The following is a 20,187-nucleotide window of genomic DNA, read 5'->3' on the forward strand; positions in this document are numbered from 1 at the left end:
CGTCTCACCTGCCCACAGCCCATTACTTATTACCTCCCTTTCTTCAAGGGTTAAACGATGATATTTGTTTTTCATAGCAAAACCTTAAATGATTTTAAAGTTTTGCGCTAGTCCTTTGAACCCAGTTTTTTTATTATTGACAATTTTCTAAAATTTTGTTTAGATAGTAAAAAAGGTTAGTACCTTAAAAAAGAAAGGAGAAAAAGAAATGGGATTGACAGTCGCTGATTTGGAAGGGCAAACAGTGGCCATGGCAGTTTCAGGCGGCTTAGATAGCTGTACTGTTACAAAATGGCTGACTGAGCATGATGTAAATGTGGTTTGTTTGACCGCTGATCTGGGGCAGCCGGATGAGAAAAATATCCTCAACGTAAAAAGAAGAATGCTGGCTTGCGGCGCCAAAGAAGCCATAATTGTAGACGCCAAAAAACAGCTGGTTTTTGCTGGCTTATATGCTGCTTTGGCACAGCTCAAATACGAAGGCGGTTACTGGAATACCACTGGCATTGGCCGTTTTGTAACGGTAACTGCACTTTTAGAGGAATTGGCAGGAAGGGAAATTGAAATTTTTTGCCATGGCGCCACCGGCAGAGGAAATGATCAGGTACGTTTTCAACTCGTGTCCAATATGCTTATGCCCGAGATTAAGGTTTATGCGCCATGGCGAGACAAGGCATTTCTTGAAGCTTTTGGCGGTAGAAAACAAATGATTAAATACTGCCAAGAACACAAGTTGCCAATCAAGGTAACCATAGAAAAGCCGTATTCAACTGACGCTAATATGCTCGGCTTAACTCATGAAGCAGGCAAACTTGAATTTCTGACTACGCCAGCTGATTTTGTTGAGCCGGAAATGGGTTTAAACCAAGAAATGGCTCCTGATAAACCCGAAATAGTAACTATTGAATTTGAGAATGGTTGCCCCCAGTCAATAAAAGTGAAGGGTCATAACAAAAAATCTGGCGACCTGGTAAGTATTTTTCAGCTCGCCAATAAGGTGGCTGGCAGAAATGGCGTTGGTATTCTTCTTCACACCGTTGAAAACCGTTTCGTGGGCATCAAAAGTCGCGGTGTGTATGAAGCGCCTGGTATGGAGCTTTTTGGCAAATGCTATGAATATCTGCTCCAGTTAATTTTGGACCGCCGGGCCATGAAATTATTCCAGTACCTTTCCACGCAGCTTGGTGAACAGATCTACCAAGGTTATTGGTATGATACTGCCAGTCAGATGATGAGGTCGGCAATTAATAAAATTGCCCAATTCCTGACCGGAACAATTACCGTAAAACTCTATAAAGGGAACGTAATTTTCCAGTCAGCCAAAATCATTCCCCATGGCTTATATTCAGAATCTACCTCTTCCATGGAAAAAGTCGGCTCTTTCAATCATGAGGATTCAGAAGGTTTCTTGAGAGTTCTTGGTGTCGGTGCCAAAGCATTAAATGCTGCTGGCCAAATTGACCCCGAAGAGTTTCTAGATCCTGAAGAGTTTTTTGTCTAATACACTATAGTCCCGTCGTTTAATTACGGCGGGATTTTTCTTGACAATTTTTTTTAGATCGGTTATGATTTATATCAAGATTTAGCCCAAATCTTTTTTTATTTAATAATCCGTGTAAATATGAGTAAAATTGCTATTATCAAAACCGGCGGCAAACAATATAAAGTCAAAGAAGGGGATAAAATTGATATTGAAAGGCTGGAAGGCAAAGAAGGCAAGAAAATTGATTTTAAAGATGTTTTATTAATTGCTGATGAAAAAGGCAAGGAAGTGGAAATCGGAAATCCTTTTCTTAAAGGTAAAAAGGTTTCCGGCTCTATTGAAAAACAATTCCGTGATGATAAAATTACAGTCATTAAATTTAAAGCAAAAGTTAAATACAGAAGAAAAAGAGGCCATCGCCAACTCAAGACTTTAGTAAAAATTGAAGCAATTGCATAATATAAAAAATCAGCATTGTTTTTAAAGAATTTATACCTGACTTTAGTCAGCCCACTAAAGTGGGGTATAAATTATTGGATGCTGATTTTTTATTTTCCAACAATTGACAACTTTAGAGATTTTTGTTAAGTTGAATTAAATCTAAAAAAGGAGGTTTTGTCTATGCGTAAGTGTGCGGAAAAAGAGGAAATTTTGAAGCAGATAGGCAAACCGTTTATAAAATTAACGGAAAAAGACTGGGACAGGCTTTTTGCTCATACGCAGAAATGCAAGATCTGCAAGATGAACAGAAACGAAGCTAGGAAGCTTTTAAACAGCCATCTACGCGACGCAATTAACAAATTTGTCATAAAACATGGCTTGCCTGAATTAGGGATTCTTCCGCTAAAAAAAGAACAGAAGAAAACGCAATAACCTGAACTGAAAAGGAGGTTGAAAATGCTGAATATTGAAATTTACGGGCTCGGTGTAATTGATGGTAATCTGACCATACCTGCTTCCTTAATATATCATAAAATATGCAAAGGATTCAGTGAAGAATCATTAGATTGCAATTTTGTGGTCACAACAGGCAGTTCTTTAGCCATGGATAGAAGAGGCCAAAATCAGCCTTTTGTCCGGATTTTCTCAAATGAGCCAAATTATACCGAAATGATTATCGAAATCTTGCAAAAGATCCAAAAGGAAGAAGGAATCAAATTCAATATCGTAGTTCTGCCACTTGAACGTTTTATCCCTTCGATTTAGCTCAAAGAGCTTAAGTGAGAAATTAAAACCCCGAGAATTGAATCCGGGGTTTTTATATTTCTTTTCTATTTTTTAAAGCATTGGAAAGCGTGATCTCATCAGTGTATTCCAGATCAGCGCCCACTGGCATGCCGCGAGCCAGGCGGGTAATGGTTATTTTTTTAAATGGTTGTAAAAGATTTTTTAAATAAATCATGGTTGCTTCGCCTTCCATGTCAGGATTAAAAGCAAGGATTATTTCTGAGATTTTATTTTTTTGGATTTTGGCAGCTAATTCATCGGTTTTTAATTTATCTGGGGTAATGCCGTGTAAAGGCTCCAAAACCCCGCCTAGGACATGATAATGGCCTTTAAACTCATTGGTATTTTCAATTGCAGCTAAATCATGTGATTCAGCCACCACGCAAATTTTTGATTTATCCCTGGTTAAGTCTGTACAAATAGGGCAGGGGTCTTTTTCAGAAATATTAAAACAAACAGAGCAATGCGTGATTGAGCCATTGATTTGAGCAAAAGCGCTGGCAAAGTCCTCTTTATCTTTTTGTGTCCATTTTAAAAACGAAAAAACCAGGCGTTCAGCTGTTTTGGGGCCAATGCCGGGCAATTTGCTGAATTGGTCTATGAGGTTTTGAATAGGTGGTGGAAATTTTAGCATAAAGGTAATAATTGACGTTTAAAAAGCACCAAGTATCAAATCACAAGCTCCAAATAAATAGCAATTTTCAAGCACCAAAATGTAAAATATTTTTGTGATTTGGTATTTGAGTTTTGATATTTATTTGTTTTTTGGTATTTGTGATTTGTAATTTAAAATTTACATTCCTGGTAAATTAAAGCCAGAGCTTTTCATTTTTTCAGCCATTATGCGCTGTACTTTTTTAATTGCATCATTAGTTGCCTCTTTAATGGCTGATTCTAACTTTTCTTTGTTATCTGCTGACAGCAATTCAGGATCAATTTCAACGCTTAAAATTTCCTGATTGCCATTTATTTTAATTTTAACCTTGCCCCAAAGAGCAGAGCCTTCAGTAGATTCTTGGGCCAAAACATTTTGCATTTGTTTGGCTTGATTTCGCAGGTCTTTGAATTGTTTGAGTTTGGAAAACATTGGTTGGTAATTAGTAATTAGAAATTGGAAAAAATATTATGAAATACGTAATACGAAATAGGTAATATGGATTGGCCTTCGCCAACCGAAGTTGGCTTCGGCCAACGAAGGTTGGAAGATTTATTATATTATTTTCCGTATTGCATATTACTTATTTTTTATTTCATATCATCTATTTTAGCGTAAATGAAACAATTTGACAATTCAGTGGCCAGTCGCTATATTATAATCAAATCTAAAACTTAGAGGAGGATGTTGTATGTTGCAGACTTTTGCCCAGATTGTGGCTGGCGGATTTTCAGTAATTGGCGTGATTACATTTATAGGCATGGCAACTCTGCCATTATACTACAGAAAGTAGCTTCAGAAGAAAGTAGCTTCAGACTTGAATGAGCTCCGCATTGCGGGGCTCTTCTTTTTTTTATTTTGCTCTGAATAGAAGGATTATTTATGGGAAAATGATAACTTTGGAGCTAATATTAGCAATAAATTATGTTTTTAGTATTGACAAAAATGTGATAATATGTTATATTGATTAATCAATAAGCTGAAAAGCATTAAATAAATTAGACAGCAGTGCTTTTCCTTCAACCACAAATATTCTAAGGAGGAATGAAAATGGAATTCGTATTTCTGTTCACAGTCATTTTTGCGGTTCTTGTGGCGGGGCTCGTAATCGCCAGCTCCATAAACAGTTCACGTAACAACGGCCAGGCCATCGCGGAAGATTCTTTCGGGAGCAAGGAGACGGCCAGAGAAAAGCTTCGCGCCCTGAGCATTGAGCGCAAGAGACTGAAAAAGTTGGCGAGGAGAGTGAACTGGGCTGAAAATCGGCTTATAAAGTACCCGTACTGTTGCAAATACGGGACAAAGCAGAGAGCTTTGCGGATAGTTTGGGGAGCCGGTAAGCTTGATGGAAAATTCGGGCTTAAACTCAAAAAAGATATTAGAGAAAAAGCCGTTATGATCCTCAAGGCCTATACCGAAGAAAATCCCCGAGCGACGGGCATCACAGCGTAGGCAGATTTAACGCAGCTCAAAAACAAAAAAGGACTCCCTGCGGAGCCCTTTTAAATTTGTGTAAAAATTTTTAGCCAAAACTTGGCAATTGCATGCCTGAACCTGCACTTGGCGGAGGTTCCTGATTGGAAAATTTAGCGCTGCCTTTATCCAAGTTCCTAAATGATACTTTTTGTTCATCAAAATAAAGTTTGACCAGGCCGGTCGGTCCATTTCTATGTTTGGCAATATGTATTTCCGCTAAATTACGGCGGTCAAATTCTAAATCCCTTTTATAGACTGATTCGCGATAAATAAACATCACAATGTCAGCATCTTGTTCAATTGAGCCTGATTCACGCAAATCAGCCAGCTTTGGAATCGGAGGCTGTCTGTTTTCAACACTGCGATTGAGCTGGGATAAAGCTAAAACCGGGATATTTAATTCCTTGGCTATTTGTTTTAAGCCCCTGGAGATTTCTGAAATTTCCTGGACACGGTTGTCTGTTCTATATTTAGCTTCCATTAATTGTAAATAGTCAATAACCAGTAAGCCTAAACCATGTTCCATTTGCAACCTGCGAGCTTTTGTTCTGATATCCATAATATTGGCTGCGGCAAAATCATCAATAAATATTGGCGCTTCTGATAAAACACCCAAGGCATGGCCGATTCTGGGAAAATCATCATCTTCTTCGCGATCAGAAAGCCGTCCTGTTCTCATTTTCCACAAATCCACATTGGCTTCAGCGCAAAGCATGCGGTCAACTAATTGTTCTTTGGACATTTCTAAGCTAAAAATGCCAACCGGCACTTTATGTTTAGTTGCAACATTACGGGCAATGTCCAGAGCCAAAGTAGTTTTACCGACTGATGGCCTGGCAGCTAAAATGATTAAATCAGATTTTTGCAGGCCAGCCAGTAAGTTATCCAAATCGGTATAGCCGGTAGGCACGCCGCGCAGTTTGCCTTTTTCTTTGTGCAGTTCATCTATTCTTTCAAAAGTATCGTTTAAAATATTATTGATAGGCACAAACATTTGCTTTTGGTGGCCTTGGGAAACTGAAAATAATCTTTGTTCTGCTCTGTCTAAAAGATCAACTACTTCTTCTTCCTGGTCATAGCCAATTTTGGTAATTTCAGAGGCAGCAGAAATAAGATTCCTCAATGTGGCTTTTTTCTGCACAATTTCAGCATAATTAACTACATGGCTTGAGGTTGGGACTGCATTGCTCAATGAAACCAAATAGGTGCGGCCGCCAATTTGTTCCAGCTGATTTTTTTCTATCAAACGGTTAGAAAGGGTTAATAGATCAATTGGCTCGCGTTTGCGGAATAAATCCAAGATCGCTTCAAAAATAATATTGTGCTTGTCATGATAAAAGTCCTCCGGATTGACTATATCAGCGATTCTGATAATTGCATCTTTATCAATTAAAAGAGAGCCCAAAAGAGATTGTTCGGCTTCAATGTTTTGGGGTGGAATTTTTTGGAGGATGTCTTGGTCTCTTTGTTTTGACATAAGGAGTGTGCTTAAACACTGATTTTATTTCACAGATTACACTGATTTTTAGAACGCATCAGTGTAATCAGTGATTAATATCTGTGGTTCAGGTTTCAGTTATTCTATCTTACAACATTCTACCTAAATCCTGCAAGAACCTAAATGTTTAGAAAGTGTTGACAATTCTGGGGATTTTAGTTAGGGTTAAAATGTTCCTTTACAATACAGCCCGCCTTCGCATCCATCTTCTGTCCCGGGTGCGGGACTGAGGAGGACGAGCAATGCTATGGCGGACGAAGGGAGGGAATATGCCTAGACGTAAAAAAAGGTGCAGGTACAATTTTTGGAAAGGAAAACACCACCCTACTGGGTTAATATGCCCGGTCTGTAAATGTGTGGTCAGTACCTTGGTCCCAAACAAATCAGCAAGTAATCCTAAAGCCGGGTTTTATTGCCTGGAATGTGAGAAAAAATTCGGTCAAAAAGGCACTAAGTCCCAAGGAGGAGAAAATGGTTCCACGTTATGCTAATGACAAAATTACTGAAATTTTCAGCGACATTAATAAGCTGAATATGTGGCAAAAGGTTGAACTGGCAGTTATTTTAGCCAGCGAAAATCTTGGGATTTTCCCGCAGGGCATTTTTGAAAAGATTAAAACCATCTTTGATGTGCATCCAATTAATGAAGAAGTAATCAAATGGTGGAAAGCTAGAGACAAAGAAATCACCCATGACCTAAATGCCTTTATTGATGAAAGAGTAAGGCATTTGCCGACTGGATTGCATCAGTATTCCCACAAAGGCATGACTTCTTATGATACAGAAGAGCCGGCTTTTGCCTTATTGCTTAAGGCAGCAGTTATAGAGCTTGATAGACCGTATCAGATAATTAAAGGAAATCTTATGGCCATGTCAGAAAAATATCGCTATACACCCATGCTGGGCAGATCTCATGGCCAAGAAGCAAAAATTCAGACTTTTGGTAAACGCTGTGAAACCTGGTTAAAGTCTTTCCTGATTGCTTATAATGAAATGCTCGGCGCTTACAAGTTATTATCACAGTCAAAGTTAAGTGGCGCCATAGGTAATTATCAGGGGTTGACACCAGCACAAGAAGCCAAGGCCTTGGAAATTCTCGGACTAAAGCCTTTTAAAGGGGCGACGCAAATTATGCCCCGAGTAATTTATCTGCCCTTGGCTAATTCTTTGGAGATGATAGTCATTACTCTGACCCAGATTGCCGAGGATATCCGTCTCGGTGCCAGAAGCGGTCTGCCTATTTTTCAAGAACCGTTTGGTAAAAAGCAAAAGGGCAGTTCAGCCATGCCGCATAAAAAAAATACCATAACCTGCGAACAGCAGGTTGGTATGCTGACAATGGCCAGGAATTTTGCCCAGATGCTGCGTGAAAGGGCAATTACCTGGGAAGAAAGAGCTATTGAGCAATCATGCGTTGAACGGGTTGCCTGGCCAGATCTTTTCCACGTGGTTATGCAGTCATTCAAGAATATGATCAAGGTCTTGAGTGGCTTGCAAGTTTTTCCTGACAACATGATGATTGAAATCAAAAATTCCCGCGGTTGTTATGCCTCTGAAGATGCCAAGGATTGGCTCAAAGAGCATGGCGCGGAATTTGAACTGCCACATGAAGACGCATACCGCATTGTGCAATTAGCTGCCTTTAATGCGCATAAAGTCAGTTTGTTTAGGCAAAATTTGCGCCAAGGAAAAATTGAGTCCTATGTTCAGGCAGAAGAAGTTTTTGCCAAACTCAGGGAGCAGGTGGCTCATGTCAATTCGTATGACCATTCCTATGACCATCTGGCAGTTATAATTGCTAATGGCAGTTTAAACTATAGCGATGAGCTTGACCTGTCCGAAGACGAGGTCAGCAAATGGAATGAAATCCTGCGCAAGATTTTCACGGTTAAAAAGAATGTTGAGAGTTTTAAAAACATTTTCAGCATTACTTATCAGTTGCGCGGTGAAGACGAGCTTTTTAAAAAATACGAATAGTTCTGAAAACAATAACCCCCTGTACTGCTATGCGGTATGGGGGTTTTTTCTTGACAAAAATTATATTTTTCGTTAAGGTTTTGACAAGTTAGTAAGTTTAAAACCCCAGTGCTGGGTTAAAAAATTTTTAAGGAGGTGGAAAAGGAGATGGATGAACAGCAGGTTGCCATAATTTTAGGCAGTCAGAGTGATGAGGAGATTGTAGAGGCAAGCGGCCTTTATGCACTGCTCGATGAGTTTGGGGTGACATGGACAATGTCAGTTTTGTCAGCCCATCGCCATGCAGGGGAACTTGATCAGTTTTGCTTTGACTTAAATCGCAGAAACATCAAGGTAATTATCTGTGTGGTCGGGTTGAAAGCTGATCTGCCTTCGGCAGTCAAAGCCAGGTTGCCACACGTGGCTGTGATTGGAGTTCCTTTACCGGATGCCTCGGACGGATTTTGCGATGTGGCTGGCTTGATTCACATGCCGCCGGGATTGCCGGTACTTGTGGTCGGAAGCGGTAAAATGGGAGTGACCAATGCCGGCTATGCAGCGTTGGCTGTTCTGAACGCTGATCCAGGCTCTAAGGTGAATCAGATGGCCCTCTCTACTCATTTTGATAAGAAAGCCAAGAAAAAACCTCGGCCAGCCGAGGTGGACAAGAAAAAATCGCTACCCAGCGAAGAGGAGGACTGAAAATGACCGAGTTTAACTTAGATTGGAAACGAGGTGACAAGCTGGCCCAGGGCAAGACCAAGATTGTCTGGTCAAATGCGGCTGACCCTGAAACCGAAATTTTGGAATTCAAGGACGACATTACGGCAGGCGACGGGCAGAAACACGATGTCATAAAGGGTAAAGCCTTGGTGGATTGGAAAACCAATCGTGACATCATGGAATTTCTCAAACGGCAAGGTATTTCCATGGCATATATCGGGTCGCCCGAAGAGCGAATCGTGATTGTGCGCAAGCTGACAAAGGTCCTTAAGCTTGAGGTCGTGATGCGACGCGTGGCAACCGGCTCAATCCTGGATCTCATGAGAGGAGCAGTAAAAGAGGGAGATGTCTTTGATCCGCCGCTTCTGCAATTTTTCTACAAAGACGACCTCCTGCATGATCCACTGCTTGACGCCAATTTCCTCTTGACCATTGAGTGGAAAAAAAAGCCGATGGATTTGTTTACCAAAATCGCCATGCTCAAACTTCGTCAGTTCCTGATTTTGGAGGCGGCTTTTGCCAAATATGGAATTCAGTACATGGATGACAAGATGGAGATCGGCGTTAACCTCAAGGATTATGATGCCCGTGGCGAATTGACCTGGGGTTCAGGCGGACAGATCATGTTGATTGACGAGATCACGGCTGGTTCATTCCGAGCCTGGCCATATGCCGAAGGTGTAAAAAAAATTAATCTAAGAGAGAGAAACGCCATTGATCAGCTCAATAAAGGCGGCATGCTGGATAAACAGCTTTACCGCGATGGCGCTTCAACCAAAGTGGTCAAGGAAAAATTTGAGCAGATTGCCGCAATCACTGCTGGTTTTAAAAACCTGGATATAAACGTGGCAATTCCCGATGTATCTTTGGCAGAGCTGCTAGGCAACTAATCTTTAAAATAAAAGCGCACTTATCGTGCCAACCCCGAACTATGTATGTTCGGGGTTTTTAAATTGGATGATGGACTGAAACGGTCGATTATTACATCGGCCGTTTTTTTATTTTTTTATAAAATAAAAGCGCCCAAAAGGATTTTATTCCCTTGGGCGCTAAATTTTTGACAATAAGTTTTTTTTAGCTTTGTGCTAGTCCAAAGCCCTCAAGTGTTGCTTGGGCAATGCGCATGCCTACATTTTCATCGCGAAAACGTTGTACACTGATGTGCGGGCCATTTCCGAATATGCCACCTGACATGGAAAAGCCGTGGGCAAGTCCACTCTTCACCGCCTCAAGAGCCTCTTCTTTTGTCCAGCTGTAGAGACCGTTTTTGGGATTACGAATGCTTTCAGTTTGACCGATCCTGTCGTGGAATGTGGCTTCTTCTTTGATGTCACTGAATGAGATTGGTTCGTTGTGGTAAAACTTCCAGACCGGTCCTCGTTCCACTAATTCCATCTCATCTTCGCTTGCCGCAGTATTCCACCCGGAGCTGAACTTGTCAGAGATTTTGTAAGCGGGAAATTTCGTGCCACTTGCTGTCTTCTCATTTAAATAATGGAAGTCAATCCCGATTATCAGAAAAACATCAGGATCTTTTTCGGGTGGCATTTCGCTGTAGACGCTTGTTACTCGGGAGCGACCATGTACGCGGACAAAATCGCCTTCCCAAAAAGGTGTTTCGGGAAGATCTCGGATAAATTCTTCATCCCGTTCGTCGTTATTTGTTTCAGCCTTTTTTGCAATGAATTCCTTTAGCCGACGTTCGTATTCTGCCTTGTCAACAAGTGATAGGCGCTGACTGAATTCAGTATGTTCCGTGCCGTTTTTAAGTTTCAATTGCACCCAGTGCCGGTTTACGTAGACGCCTGATTTTAAGCCAAAGTTTCCAAGGCGGCCGTAATGAATTTCTGAGAATCCGATGATTGTTGCTCTTGTTCCGTCAGGGAAGGGATTGTAGCCCCACTGTCGGTTTGCTTTCGGAATCGTAACAATAACTTCATCACCTACTCGCATCAATTGATCGTACATTGATTTTTCCTCCTTCTTTAAATGTACACCAAAAATAAGATCTTAAAATTATGATAGCTAATTAATTCAAAAAAGTCAATAGTTTACTGACGCGATCCATTGACATTTTTAAATAATTTTGCTAATTTTTAAACAATAAGTACGGGCAGGTACTTTGAAAAACAAAAGCGTAAAATCATAAGTCCATAGCTGATGGTTTATCCTAAGCAATTGGCTGATTTTGCAAAACATTAACTTATCATAGCCGATGCCAAAAGGCTAGGCGATTGGAGGAACAAAATGAAATATCAGCAAATAACTAGTGATCAAATTTTGAACTTGGCGTCAAAAGGCCTCTTTATTAGAGGTGAAATACATAAACATTCAAACAATCTTGATAAAGCAAGTATTTGTATTGTCTGCAGTACATGCCGGTCAAAAGATGTATTTCTAGACTATGTGACATTGAAATATACTTACGATCAAGTTTTGAATGGCAAAAGCTTTGATGCATATTTGGAATGCAAAAAGTTTCATTACCTAAATGCACGTCTTTACTTAAAAGATATTTTAGATAGTAACTTTTTCAAAGAAAAATTGTCCGATATTGTGATGTTAGAAAAATTGGGCGATAACGCAAATCTAACGAACAAATATATACAACTTCCACTTGCCACTCCCGCAGTAATTGCCCACCTTGCTCGCTTTCACGGCATGATCGGTCAGTCTCAGAGTCCTAAAGTTCAGAATGATGGACTGGAAGTAGTTTACATGCGCCTTGGCGCGCTCATTTCTCAACAACTCAAAAGATGGTCCCAAATGGTTGGTTAATTAAAATTCAAGCTCGCTGCTGCCCCAGCGAGTTTTTAAATTCCTACGAAAATACGAATCTTGTACGAATATACGAAAAGTAATTCTTGAAAATTTGTATATTTGTAGTTTATTCGTAATTCGTAGGAGTACCATTGACATTTTAAAAAAAATTTGCTATTCTATTTAATCACACTAAAAGGAGGGAAATAATGGTTGATTGTCCTGAAAAAAAGAAAATCTTTGAATTTTTACGCAAATCAGATGAAAGTGAATTGACCGAGGAAGAATTAACATTGGTTTTTAAGCACATGGATAGCTGTCCTATCTGTGAGGCCATCTTCCAAAAAGAATTGGCAGAACTCCCCGACGATTATTTTGAAAAATTGGGTCGGAAGATAATAAAAGGCATGCATGATTCGGTTAATAAACTGCCTTGGCGCAAAAAATATTCCATCAAGTTTCGGCTCTTTAAAAATGGCTTGAGAGCAAAGCTTGATAGGATTTTCAAAATGCGCTATACTGCTTAAACAAAGTACATTTATATTTTGATTACCTCCCGAGTTAATGAAAAAAAATCTAAAACGAGGAGGTACGTAATGATTAAGTATGACAATCTGTCAAAAAAAGAGCTCCGAGAGAAACTTTTAAGAATGTCTCCAGAAACCTTAAAGGAGTTTGCTGAGCTAGATAAAGCCGATTCATGGCTGCTTGAGCTCAATCTTCAAGAAATGAAACGCGAAGAAAGAGAATCAGAACTCGATTCAAAAATGGGCGAGTAGTTGCGACGGGGGTCTATTTTGACCCCCACTTTAAACCTCCTTGGTAGCCGTGAGAAAAAATTTATAAAGAAAATGTTTTGGGAACTAAGAAGGGAGATGTGTTTCCCAAAAGAACAGTAACGGCAACCAATAACATTGGCTAATAAGCCAAAGAGGAGGTAGAAAAATGAGAAACACAGATCATCTAACCGATGAACAATTGAGAGAGTCGATGAATAAGCCGCTCTCATCAAGTGCGGCTGCACGTCGGAAAAAAGCAATAGAAGATAGTCGTTGGCTTCTTGCGCTCAATCTTGAAGAGATGAAAAAGCGGGAGTCCGATCCCAATTACGATCCTGCTGATGATCCAACTTGTGTATTAATTTCTACTGAAAGCGATGAGGAATAAACTCGTCGCGAACCGGGACCTGCATAAATGTAGGTCCTTTTTTATTTTTGAAATGCGAATCAACGAATAATGCCTGCCTGCCGGCAGGCAGGCGAATGCTACGAATTTTGCCTTACGAAATACGAATTTGTAGGAAAATACGAAAAGGAACTTTCGTACATTTCGTAATTTTTTCGTAATTTCGTAAGAGTATGTTAAAATAATTCCATGCAAACATATAAATTACACAAAGAAACATTTTGCCCTGAAAAATTTAAAATAGATTACCCGGCAGAATTAAACAAAGAACAATTAGACGTGGTCACAAGTGGCGAAGGACCTTGTTTAGTTTTGGCTGGGGCTGGATCTGGCAAAACCAGGACTTTGGTTTATCGCGTGGCATATTTGATTGAAAAGGGCGTAAATCCCAAAAATATCCTTTTAGTTACTTTTACTAATAAAGCAGCCAAAGAAATGTTAAATAGGGTAGAAGTGCTTTTAAAGTGCCAGCCAAAAGGACTCTGGGGCGGTACTTTTCACCATATTGGCAATATGATTCTGCGCCGTTATGCCAAGGTTTTGGGCTATGAAAGTAATTTTAATATTTTAGACCAGGAGGATTCTAAAACCTTGTTAAAAGCAGTCATGGGTGAATTAAATTTAAATTATAAGGATAAATATTTTCCTAAACCAGATGTAATCCAGGCCATTATCAGTTTTAGTTCCAATAGCCAAAAGCCAATTGAGCAGGTTGTGCAGGATAAATACAGTTATTTAGACCCAAAATTAATTCCGGTTATTGAGACGGTTAACAAAGAATATCAGGAGAAAAAGTTTAAAACCAATGTGATGGATTTTGATGATCTTTTGACTAATTGGCTGAAACTTTTGCAAAAGGATAAAACTGTCAAAGAAAAATTAGCCACTCAATTTAAATATATTTTGGTTGATGAATATCAGGACACAAATAAAATCCAAAGCGAGATTATTTATGAATTAGGTTCAGTGCATAAAAATATTTTAGTAGTAGGGGATGACTGCCAATCAATTTATTCTTTCCGAGCCGCTGACATTAATAACATTCTTTCATTGCCAGACAGATTAATAGGTACCAAAATTTTCAAACTAGAAACTAATTACCGTTCGTCGCCAGAAATATTAAAACTGGCCAATCAAAGCATTACTTATAATTTAAATCAATACCAGAAAATTTTACAGCCAGTTTTGGAAAGCAAACAAAGACCTGCACTTGTGCCGCTTAAAGATGGGGAACAGCAGGCTGAATTTATTTGCCAGCGCATCTTAGAACTTCAAGAGGAAGGTTCAAGCTTAAATGATATGGCTGTTTTATTCCGTTCTGCTTTCCAAGCCATGGAAATGGAATTGGAATTAAATAAAAGAAATATCCCGTACCAGATGCGCGGGGGAATTAAGTTTTTTGAACAGGCGCATATTAAAGATGTGATTGCGTTTCTTAAAATCCTGTCTAATTATCAGGATGAGCTGGCCTGGAAAAGAGTTTTACTTTTAAATGATGGCGTGGGTCCGGCAAATGCAGAAAGAGTCTGGCAAGAAATCAAGCCAACTGAAAATTTAAAAAATGCTATTTCCAGTTTGGTCAAAATTTCGGTTTCAGAAAAGGTGACTCGCAGTTTAGAAAAACTCAATTCTTTACTGAATACATTAGTTGCTCAGGAAAAAGATTTTATTGCCACAGCCATAAAACTGATTATCAAGAGTGAATACGAAATTTATTTAAAAGCCAATTTTGAAAATGCCAAAGACAGGATTGAGGATTTGAACCAGCTGGCCAACTTTGCCTTGCAATATGAAAAGCTGGAAAACTTTTTGTCTGACGTAACTTTGTCCCAAAGCTTTAAAGGCGAACAAATTGAAGGCTATCAGGAAGGACCAGATGAGTCCTTGGTTTTAAGCACAATTCACCAGGCCAAGGGTTTGGAATGGAAATGTGTTTTTGTGCTGGGCTTAGTTGAAGGCCAGTTCCCGCATTATAAAATCTATGACCATCCAGAGGAAATTGAAGAAGAAAGGCGCTTATTTTATGTGGCTGTAACCCGCGCCAAAGATGAGCTTTATTTAACTTATCCAATTATTTCTTTTTCTTTTACTACGGGTGAAAATATAAATAAACCGTCCAGTTTTATTTCTGAATTGGATGACAATTTATTTGAACCATGGCAGGTCAATGAAAATGGGGAAAGTTATGTGGGTGAAAATGAGGATGAGGTGATTGATTATGACAAGCCGGAGAAGAAATTAAGGAAGCATGAATTTTTAAGATCGGTTACGTACGATGATCTAGAAGATTGAGGCGAAACTACAGATTACAGATATTTACAGATTTACAAATAAATTCGCATTCATTCGCATCAAATATTCGCATTAAATAAAAAAGCCGAGGGTTTTATTCCTCGGCAAGGTTTGAGCAAGAGCTCTCTTCGCAGATATTACACGTTGCGATGAATATTTTTTTTTGCAATTCGCGGATTATTTTTCGACCAAGTTTTGAATTAGGTGAGATGGCAATCATAGTGTTTGGATCTATAATTTCATGATATACGCTTTGGATTTCTGGAATTGTAACGCAGATTTCCCCATCATTATTGGAGATTCTTCTGCATATATAACATGGCTCATCTGTCTGTATAAGTCTATCTTCAAAGCGTACTTCATATCTTTTTTCGTTTACAATAATCTCAGCTTGGCCATCACAGACTTCAATTTTATCGGTAATTTCTATGCCTAAAACTTTCATCTTAACCTCCTTATTTGATTTGTTTTAAACTTAGTACAAGAAGGGCTTTTTGTCAAGGTTCATTGATTTTATGGTATAATGAATTTAGGAGCTGGGTAAGCTGGGTAAGTAAAATAAGGTGGCTAAGCTTACACAGCTTAATTTACTTACCCAGCTTAATTCTTAATAACAAAATATGCTAGACATCCAAATCCAACACGGCGACATAACCAAAGTTACAGCTGATGCCATTGTTAATCCAGCTAATTCTTTCGGTTGGATGGGCGGGGGATCAGCCGGCGCAATTAAACGCGCTGGCGGTGAAGAAATAGAAAAAGAAGTAGTGGCCAAAGCACCTTTGGAAATTGGCATGGCTGTCGCTACTACTGCCGGCAAATTGCCCTACAAAGCAGTTATCCATGCGCCAACCATGGTAAGTCCCGCAGAAAAAGCCCAGGGCTATAATGTGGAAATGGCAGTGAGGGGTGCGTTGCATTTGGCTGATGATTTTAAATTCAAATCAATAGCCATGCCAGGCATTGGGACTGGGATTGGCAATTTTCCCAAGAAAGATGCAGCCAAGGTAATGATTGATGAGATCCGTAAGTTTGAGCCGATTAATTTGGAGAAGGTGATTTTAATTGATTTGGATGAGGAATTGGTTAAAGATTGGGAAGCTCAACTAAAGAAAAAATAAAGATATAAAATTTATATTTTAAAAGCGGGCTTATTTAAGTCCCGCTTTTATGGTAGGTTGATAATTCCTGAATTGTAGGCTTTATCTTCAAAGAAATTTTTCAAGTCAGTAATGTTGTCTGGTTTGCCAGCGACAATTACATTGAAACAAATTTTCCCTTTTTGATCTTTGCCCTCTAGTTGGGCAATTGGCGTGCAATTTGTTCTGATCCTGTCAAAAATGACAGGCATGTCTGTTCCAAAATTGCCTTCATCCAGAGCAAAATTGACTTGAATAAATTCATAACCAGATTCCTGAAATCGGGTTAAACAAAGTAGCTCAATTTCTGAAAGCAGTTCCAGCATATCTTGATCAAAACCTACATCAATTAGTTTCAAAGCAAGATCATTTGCCTTTGAAGCTTGTGTCATTTTTTCCTCCTTTTAAGATTTGCTATTAGGCTATCATTTAAGATTATTGATTGTCAATTAAATAAAGTGTAAGTAAATTTTTTAAAAGCATGGCTACTGTCATGGGCCCGACTCCGCCAGGCACAGGTGAACGGAAACCAGCAACTTTATCAACCTTTGGATCAACATCGCCCACAGTTTTTTTACCTACTTTATTAATGCCAACGTCAATTATAATCGCGTCTTTTTTAACCATGTCTGGTTTAATGAATTTTGGTTGGCCAATAGCGGTGATTAGAACATCTGCTTTGGAAGTCTGAGATATGAGATATGAGATATGAGATTTGGGATTTAAGTATTCTACTTTAGATTTAGGTAGTAATTTTTTAAACGGTTGGCTGAATATTTTTGAATTAGACAAAATAATAACTTTTTTATTTTTTAAATCAACTTTGGTTTGTTTAATTAATTCTATAATGCCCAATACATTGGGTGAAATTACTTTAGATCGGGGATGAAAGCCATCTACGTCCTTGCCAGGATTTATGGCTTTAATTAATTTATCTGGATTAAATTTCTCTGGCAAAGGCAGCTGGATAATAATGCCATTAATGGTCGGATCATTATTCAGAAAATTAATAACTTCCAAGATTTTTTCTTCTGGGCAATTTTTGTCCAAAAAATAAGTATAGAAATCAAGGCCTACTTTATGGCAGGCCTTTTCTTTTATTTTAAGATACATCTTTGAAGCAGGATCATCGCCAACTAAAATAGCAGCCAAACCAGGCTTTGTGTCCAGTTTAATAACTTGTTTCCTGATGTCTAAGAGAATTTCATCAGCGAATTTTTGGCCATCAATAATTTGAGCTTGACTCATATATTTATTTTCTTTGGTCAACCAGACCACCTGCGTATTTTGCTTGGTAAATTTGTTTATTGTTTTGAAAAATTTTTTCTTCGCCGGAAAAATTATCTATTTCACCAATAAATTCATTGAGATATTTAAAATCATTTGCTTGATATTCTTTAGGACCGCGGAAGGGCTTATCTTCGGGAATTTGCTTTAATGCTTGTTGTAAAAATCCATAAAGGCCTTTTAAGTCAGTTATGTCTTTATTTACTGATCCATAATAGGTCATGATATAAACTGGTTTATTTTCATAAAATACAACTTCACGTCCGCCATATGGCTCTCCGCCAAAATAATTATCATGATATTTCCAGTCATCATCAATAAAAATCATGGTTGTTGATTTGTCATTTTCAATAACTTTAGGCGCAGATTCACCAGCTGCGTAAGTTGATTTTTTGGCTTTGACTAAAAATTTACAAAGTTGTTTCAAATCTGGCATATATTGGTTGGGCGAAAACGCCCCTTTGTCCTCGTGTCATTCAGAGCCTGTCTCGGCCAAGGCTGGGCAAAGCGTGGAATCCTGGATTACTAGATTCTTCACTTCCTGCCTGCCGGCAGGCAGGCGTTCTGAATGACAAAGGGGCGTTTTCGCCCTCGTCCTTTAATATTTTAAGTCCTTATAAATAGGGAATTGAGAAGTTAACTTTTTTACTAATTCTTTGGCTTTATCTTTAATACTGTTATCATTTGGATTCTTTAATAAATCAGAAATAATCTGGCCGATTAGCTTCATTTCATTTTCTTTCATGCCTTGGGTGGTTAAAGCAGGCGTGCCTAAGCGCAGGCCAGAAGGATTTGCCGGCGGATTTTCATCATAAGGAATAACATTGGCATTCGTATAAATCCCAACTTCAGCTAAAAGATTGGCCGCTTGTTTGCCGGAAATTTTTAAAGGCCGGCAATCAATTAAAATTAAATGGGTATCTGTTCCGCCAGTTATTAAAGTTAAGTCATTATCAATTAAAGTTTGGGCCAAAGCCTTAGCATTTTTTACTGTTTGTTTTTGGTCTATTTTAAATTTTTCAGTCATTGCCTCCTCAAAACAAACTGCTTTGGCCGCAATAATATGTTCAAATGGACCGCCTTGAGTGCCAGGGAAAATAGCTTTATCAATTTTTCCTGCTAATTCTTTTTTGCATAAAATAATTGCGCCTCTGGGTCCGCGCAAGGTTTTATGCGTGGTTGTCATGACCACATCTGCATGTGGAAAGGGATTTTCGTGTTCATTGGCAATAATTAAACCAGCAGTATGAGAAATATCAGCCAGATGGTAAGCGCCAACTTCTTTGGCAATGTCGCCAAAAAATTTAAAGTCAACTTTTCTGGGATAAGAAGAATAACCGCTAATAATCAGTTGGGGCTTTTCATTTAAAGCAATCTCTCTGATTTCATCATAATCAATCAGATTTGTCAGGGGATCAACATTATAATGCACAATTTTGTAAATCTGGCTGACCAAACTAACTTTACTGCCATGTGATAAGTGTCCGCCATGCGCTAAATTTAAAGATAAAATTTTATCTCCTGGTTTTAGCAAGGCAAAATAAATAGCTAAATTAGCAGTTGTGCCAGAGTGTGGCTGGACATTAGCGTGCTCAGCATTAAATAGTTTTTTTGCTCTCTCTATCGCTAAATTTTCAATTTCATCAATAAATTGGTTGCCAGTATAATAACGCGCTTCTGGATAACCTTCAGCATATTTATTATTTAAAACCGAAGACATGGCCTCTAAAACAGCAGGTGAGGTAAAATTTTCCGAAGGAATCATAACCAGGCCGCTTTGCTGGCGGTGGAGTTCATTTTTAATGTTTTGGTAAATTTGCTGATCTTGTTTGGATAGATGTTTCATAGGTAATGAAATATGTAATAAAAAATAGGAAATACGGATTGGAATGTTTTAAAATAGTAATACGAAATAGGTAATAAGAAATAAGGATTGGTAATATTATTTAAAATTAAATCTTCCTTTCCATATTCCATATTACATATTTCTTGTTTCCAATATTATTCTAATTTTACAAAAATAATCATCTTTGGTCAATTTTAAAGAGGGGCGAAATTACCCCTCTTAGGAATGGAAAGCGCCAAGCCAGCTGTTCGACATAACAGTCGCTTGGCTTCTTTCTAGTTGTTTTTAGCTTACAGAATTTTTCAGAATTGTCAACCCAGTTCTTCGCGAAAGTCTAGGTCAAGTGTTAAGGACATTCCAGAATTTCATAGTCAGAAAAAATATTGGTATCCAAACAATAGGTTTTTATTTTGCCGTTTTCCACAACGGCAATTTTTGAATAATCCCAGACATGACGTTCTGATTTGGTTATCAGTAATTCGCTCGCTGCGGGATGTTCTTTCTGCAGTTGGACGAAAACTTTGTTGGATGTCCAAAAACAGTTTGCCCTAATTATGGTTATTCCGCCGATTAATATGCTGGCCATGATAGCCAGAATGACAATGGCGATCAGCAATTCAATTGAGGTATACCCCTTTTCATTGCGTCTCATTTTTCAAT

24 protein-coding genes are annotated in these 20,187 nt (G+C 38.7%); 14 read left to right on the forward strand and 10 right to left on the reverse strand.

From position 1 onward, the window contains the following. The first annotated feature begins 208 nt into the window (after positions 1-208). The 4 genes from argG (at position 209) to WC460_05980 (ending at position 2,689) form a co-directional block, all read left to right on the forward strand. Positions 209-1,501, forward strand: coding sequence for an argininosuccinate synthase (gene argG / locus WC460_05965; protein ID MFA5188881.1), 1,293 nt, complete (start codon positions 209-211; stop codon positions 1,499-1,501). Between the two features lie 120 nt (positions 1,502-1,621). Further along, positions 1,622-1,942, forward strand: coding sequence for a 50S ribosomal protein L21 (rplU, locus tag WC460_05970; protein MFA5188882.1), 321 nt, complete (start codon positions 1,622-1,624; stop codon positions 1,940-1,942). Between the two features lie 162 nt (positions 1,943-2,104). Continuing rightward, positions 2,105-2,356 (forward strand): hypothetical protein, encoded by a 252-nt coding sequence (locus tag WC460_05975; GenBank protein MFA5188883.1) that lies wholly within the window; start codon positions 2,105-2,107, stop codon positions 2,354-2,356. 24 nt (positions 2,357-2,380) lie between these two features. After that, entirely contained in the window at positions 2,381-2,689 is a 309-nt protein-coding gene (locus WC460_05980) for a hypothetical protein (protein ID MFA5188884.1), read from the forward strand. Positions 2,690-2,741: 52 nt separating this feature from the next. On the opposite strand, the gene recR is transcribed toward WC460_05980, so the two are convergent. Both recR and WC460_05990 read right to left on the reverse strand, forming a co-directional pair. Next, complete coding sequence (gene recR / locus WC460_05985; protein MFA5188885.1) at positions 2,742-3,344, reverse strand: recombination mediator RecR; 603 nt, start codon at positions 3,342-3,344, stop codon at positions 2,742-2,744. Between the two features lie 159 nt (positions 3,345-3,503). Continuing rightward, the gene (locus tag WC460_05990; GenBank protein ID MFA5188886.1) at positions 3,504-3,797 is read right to left on the reverse strand and encodes a YbaB/EbfC family nucleoid-associated protein; all 294 of its coding nucleotides are present in this window, start codon (positions 3,795-3,797) and stop codon (positions 3,504-3,506) included. 618 nt (positions 3,798-4,415) lie between these two features. On the opposite strand from WC460_05990, the gene WC460_05995 reads away from it, so the two are divergent. Further along, on the forward strand, positions 4,416-4,817 hold the full coding sequence (locus WC460_05995; protein ID MFA5188887.1) for a hypothetical protein: 402 nt from the start codon (positions 4,416-4,418) through the stop codon (positions 4,815-4,817). 70 nt (positions 4,818-4,887) lie between these two features. On the opposite strand, the gene dnaB is transcribed toward WC460_05995, so the two are convergent. Continuing rightward, complete coding sequence (dnaB, locus tag WC460_06000) at positions 4,888-6,318, reverse strand: replicative DNA helicase (protein ID MFA5188888.1); 1,431 nt, start codon at positions 6,316-6,318, stop codon at positions 4,888-4,890. 492 nt (positions 6,319-6,810) lie between these two features. Here dnaB and WC460_06005 point away from each other — a divergent pair, with 492 nt between their 5' ends. The 3 genes from WC460_06005 to WC460_06015 all read left to right on the forward strand — a co-directional run bounded on the left by WC460_06005 (position 6,811) and on the right by WC460_06015 (position 9,908). Next, a complete protein-coding gene (locus WC460_06005; GenBank protein ID MFA5188889.1) occupies positions 6,811-8,316 on the forward strand; it encodes a lyase family protein in 1,506 nt (501 codons plus the stop codon). A gap of 147 nt (positions 8,317-8,463) precedes the next feature. Then, positions 8,464-8,997 (forward strand): AIR carboxylase family protein, encoded by a 534-nt coding sequence (locus WC460_06010; protein MFA5188890.1) that lies wholly within the window; start codon positions 8,464-8,466, stop codon positions 8,995-8,997. A gap of 2 nt (positions 8,998-8,999) precedes the next feature. Then, complete coding sequence (locus WC460_06015; protein ID MFA5188891.1) at positions 9,000-9,908, forward strand: phosphoribosylaminoimidazolesuccinocarboxamide synthase; 909 nt, start codon at positions 9,000-9,002, stop codon at positions 9,906-9,908. A gap of 184 nt (positions 9,909-10,092) precedes the next feature. Here the strand turns inward: WC460_06015 and WC460_06020 are convergent, their stop codons facing one another. Continuing rightward, positions 10,093-10,986 (reverse strand): hypothetical protein, encoded by an 894-nt coding sequence (locus tag WC460_06020; protein MFA5188892.1) that lies wholly within the window; start codon positions 10,984-10,986, stop codon positions 10,093-10,095. 279 nt (positions 10,987-11,265) lie between these two features. Between WC460_06020 and WC460_06025 the strand changes: the two genes are divergently transcribed. The 5 genes from WC460_06025 to WC460_06045 all read left to right on the forward strand — a co-directional run bounded on the left by WC460_06025 (position 11,266) and on the right by WC460_06045 (position 15,255). Continuing rightward, positions 11,266-11,796: a hypothetical protein gene (locus WC460_06025; GenBank protein ID MFA5188893.1), complete on the forward strand. Its 531-nt coding sequence runs from the start codon at positions 11,266-11,268 to the stop codon at positions 11,794-11,796. A gap of 191 nt (positions 11,797-11,987) precedes the next feature. Beyond that, positions 11,988-12,305, forward strand: a complete 318-nt coding sequence (locus WC460_06030) for a hypothetical protein (GenBank protein ID MFA5188894.1) — start codon at positions 11,988-11,990, stop codon at positions 12,303-12,305. Positions 12,306-12,374: 69 nt separating this feature from the next. Beyond that, positions 12,375-12,557 carry a hypothetical protein gene (locus WC460_06035; protein MFA5188895.1) on the forward strand — a complete coding sequence of 61 codons (183 nt, stop codon included), beginning with the start codon at positions 12,375-12,377 and terminating at the stop codon, positions 12,555-12,557. Between the two features lie 166 nt (positions 12,558-12,723). After that, complete coding sequence (locus tag WC460_06040; GenBank protein ID MFA5188896.1) at positions 12,724-12,945, forward strand: hypothetical protein; 222 nt, start codon at positions 12,724-12,726, stop codon at positions 12,943-12,945. 207 nt (positions 12,946-13,152) lie between these two features. Continuing rightward, the gene (locus WC460_06045; GenBank protein MFA5188897.1) at positions 13,153-15,255 is read left to right on the forward strand and encodes a UvrD-helicase domain-containing protein; all 2,103 of its coding nucleotides are present in this window, start codon (positions 13,153-13,155) and stop codon (positions 15,253-15,255) included. 94 nt (positions 15,256-15,349) lie between these two features. Here WC460_06045 and WC460_06050 read toward each other — a convergent pair whose 3' ends face one another. Next, complete coding sequence (locus WC460_06050) at positions 15,350-15,700, reverse strand: hypothetical protein (protein MFA5188898.1); 351 nt, start codon at positions 15,698-15,700, stop codon at positions 15,350-15,352. Positions 15,701-15,875: 175 nt separating this feature from the next. Here WC460_06050 and WC460_06055 point away from each other — a divergent pair, with 175 nt between their 5' ends. After that, on the forward strand, positions 15,876-16,376 hold the full coding sequence (locus WC460_06055; GenBank protein ID MFA5188899.1) for a macro domain-containing protein: 501 nt from the start codon (positions 15,876-15,878) through the stop codon (positions 16,374-16,376). Positions 16,377-16,423: 47 nt separating this feature from the next. On the opposite strand, the gene WC460_06060 is transcribed toward WC460_06055, so the two are convergent. The 5 genes from WC460_06060 to WC460_06080 all read right to left on the reverse strand — a co-directional run bounded on the left by WC460_06060 (position 16,424) and on the right by WC460_06080 (position 20,179). After that, complete coding sequence (locus WC460_06060) at positions 16,424-16,786, reverse strand: hypothetical protein (GenBank protein MFA5188900.1); 363 nt, start codon at positions 16,784-16,786, stop codon at positions 16,424-16,426. 43 nt (positions 16,787-16,829) lie between these two features. Then, a complete protein-coding gene (locus WC460_06065; GenBank protein MFA5188901.1) occupies positions 16,830-17,642 on the reverse strand; it encodes a tetrahydrofolate dehydrogenase/cyclohydrolase catalytic domain-containing protein in 813 nt (270 codons plus the stop codon). A gap of 4 nt (positions 17,643-17,646) precedes the next feature. Next, positions 17,647-18,117 carry a DUF5680 domain-containing protein gene (locus WC460_06070; GenBank protein ID MFA5188902.1) on the reverse strand — a complete coding sequence of 157 codons (471 nt, stop codon included), beginning with the start codon at positions 18,115-18,117 and terminating at the stop codon, positions 17,647-17,649. Positions 18,118-18,279: 162 nt separating this feature from the next. Then, on the reverse strand, positions 18,280-19,527 hold the full coding sequence (gene glyA / locus WC460_06075) for a serine hydroxymethyltransferase (protein ID MFA5188903.1): 1,248 nt from the start codon (positions 19,525-19,527) through the stop codon (positions 18,280-18,282). A gap of 346 nt (positions 19,528-19,873) precedes the next feature. Further along, entirely contained in the window at positions 19,874-20,179 is a 306-nt protein-coding gene (locus tag WC460_06080; protein MFA5188904.1) for a prepilin-type N-terminal cleavage/methylation domain-containing protein, read from the reverse strand. Between the last annotated feature and the right edge of the window lie 8 nt (positions 20,180-20,187).

This window comes from Patescibacteria group bacterium, from assembly GCA_041651155.1.
In the GTDB taxonomy this organism is placed as follows: domain Bacteria; phylum Patescibacteriota; class Patescibacteriia; order CAIXNZ01; family CAIXNZ01; genus JAPLYF01.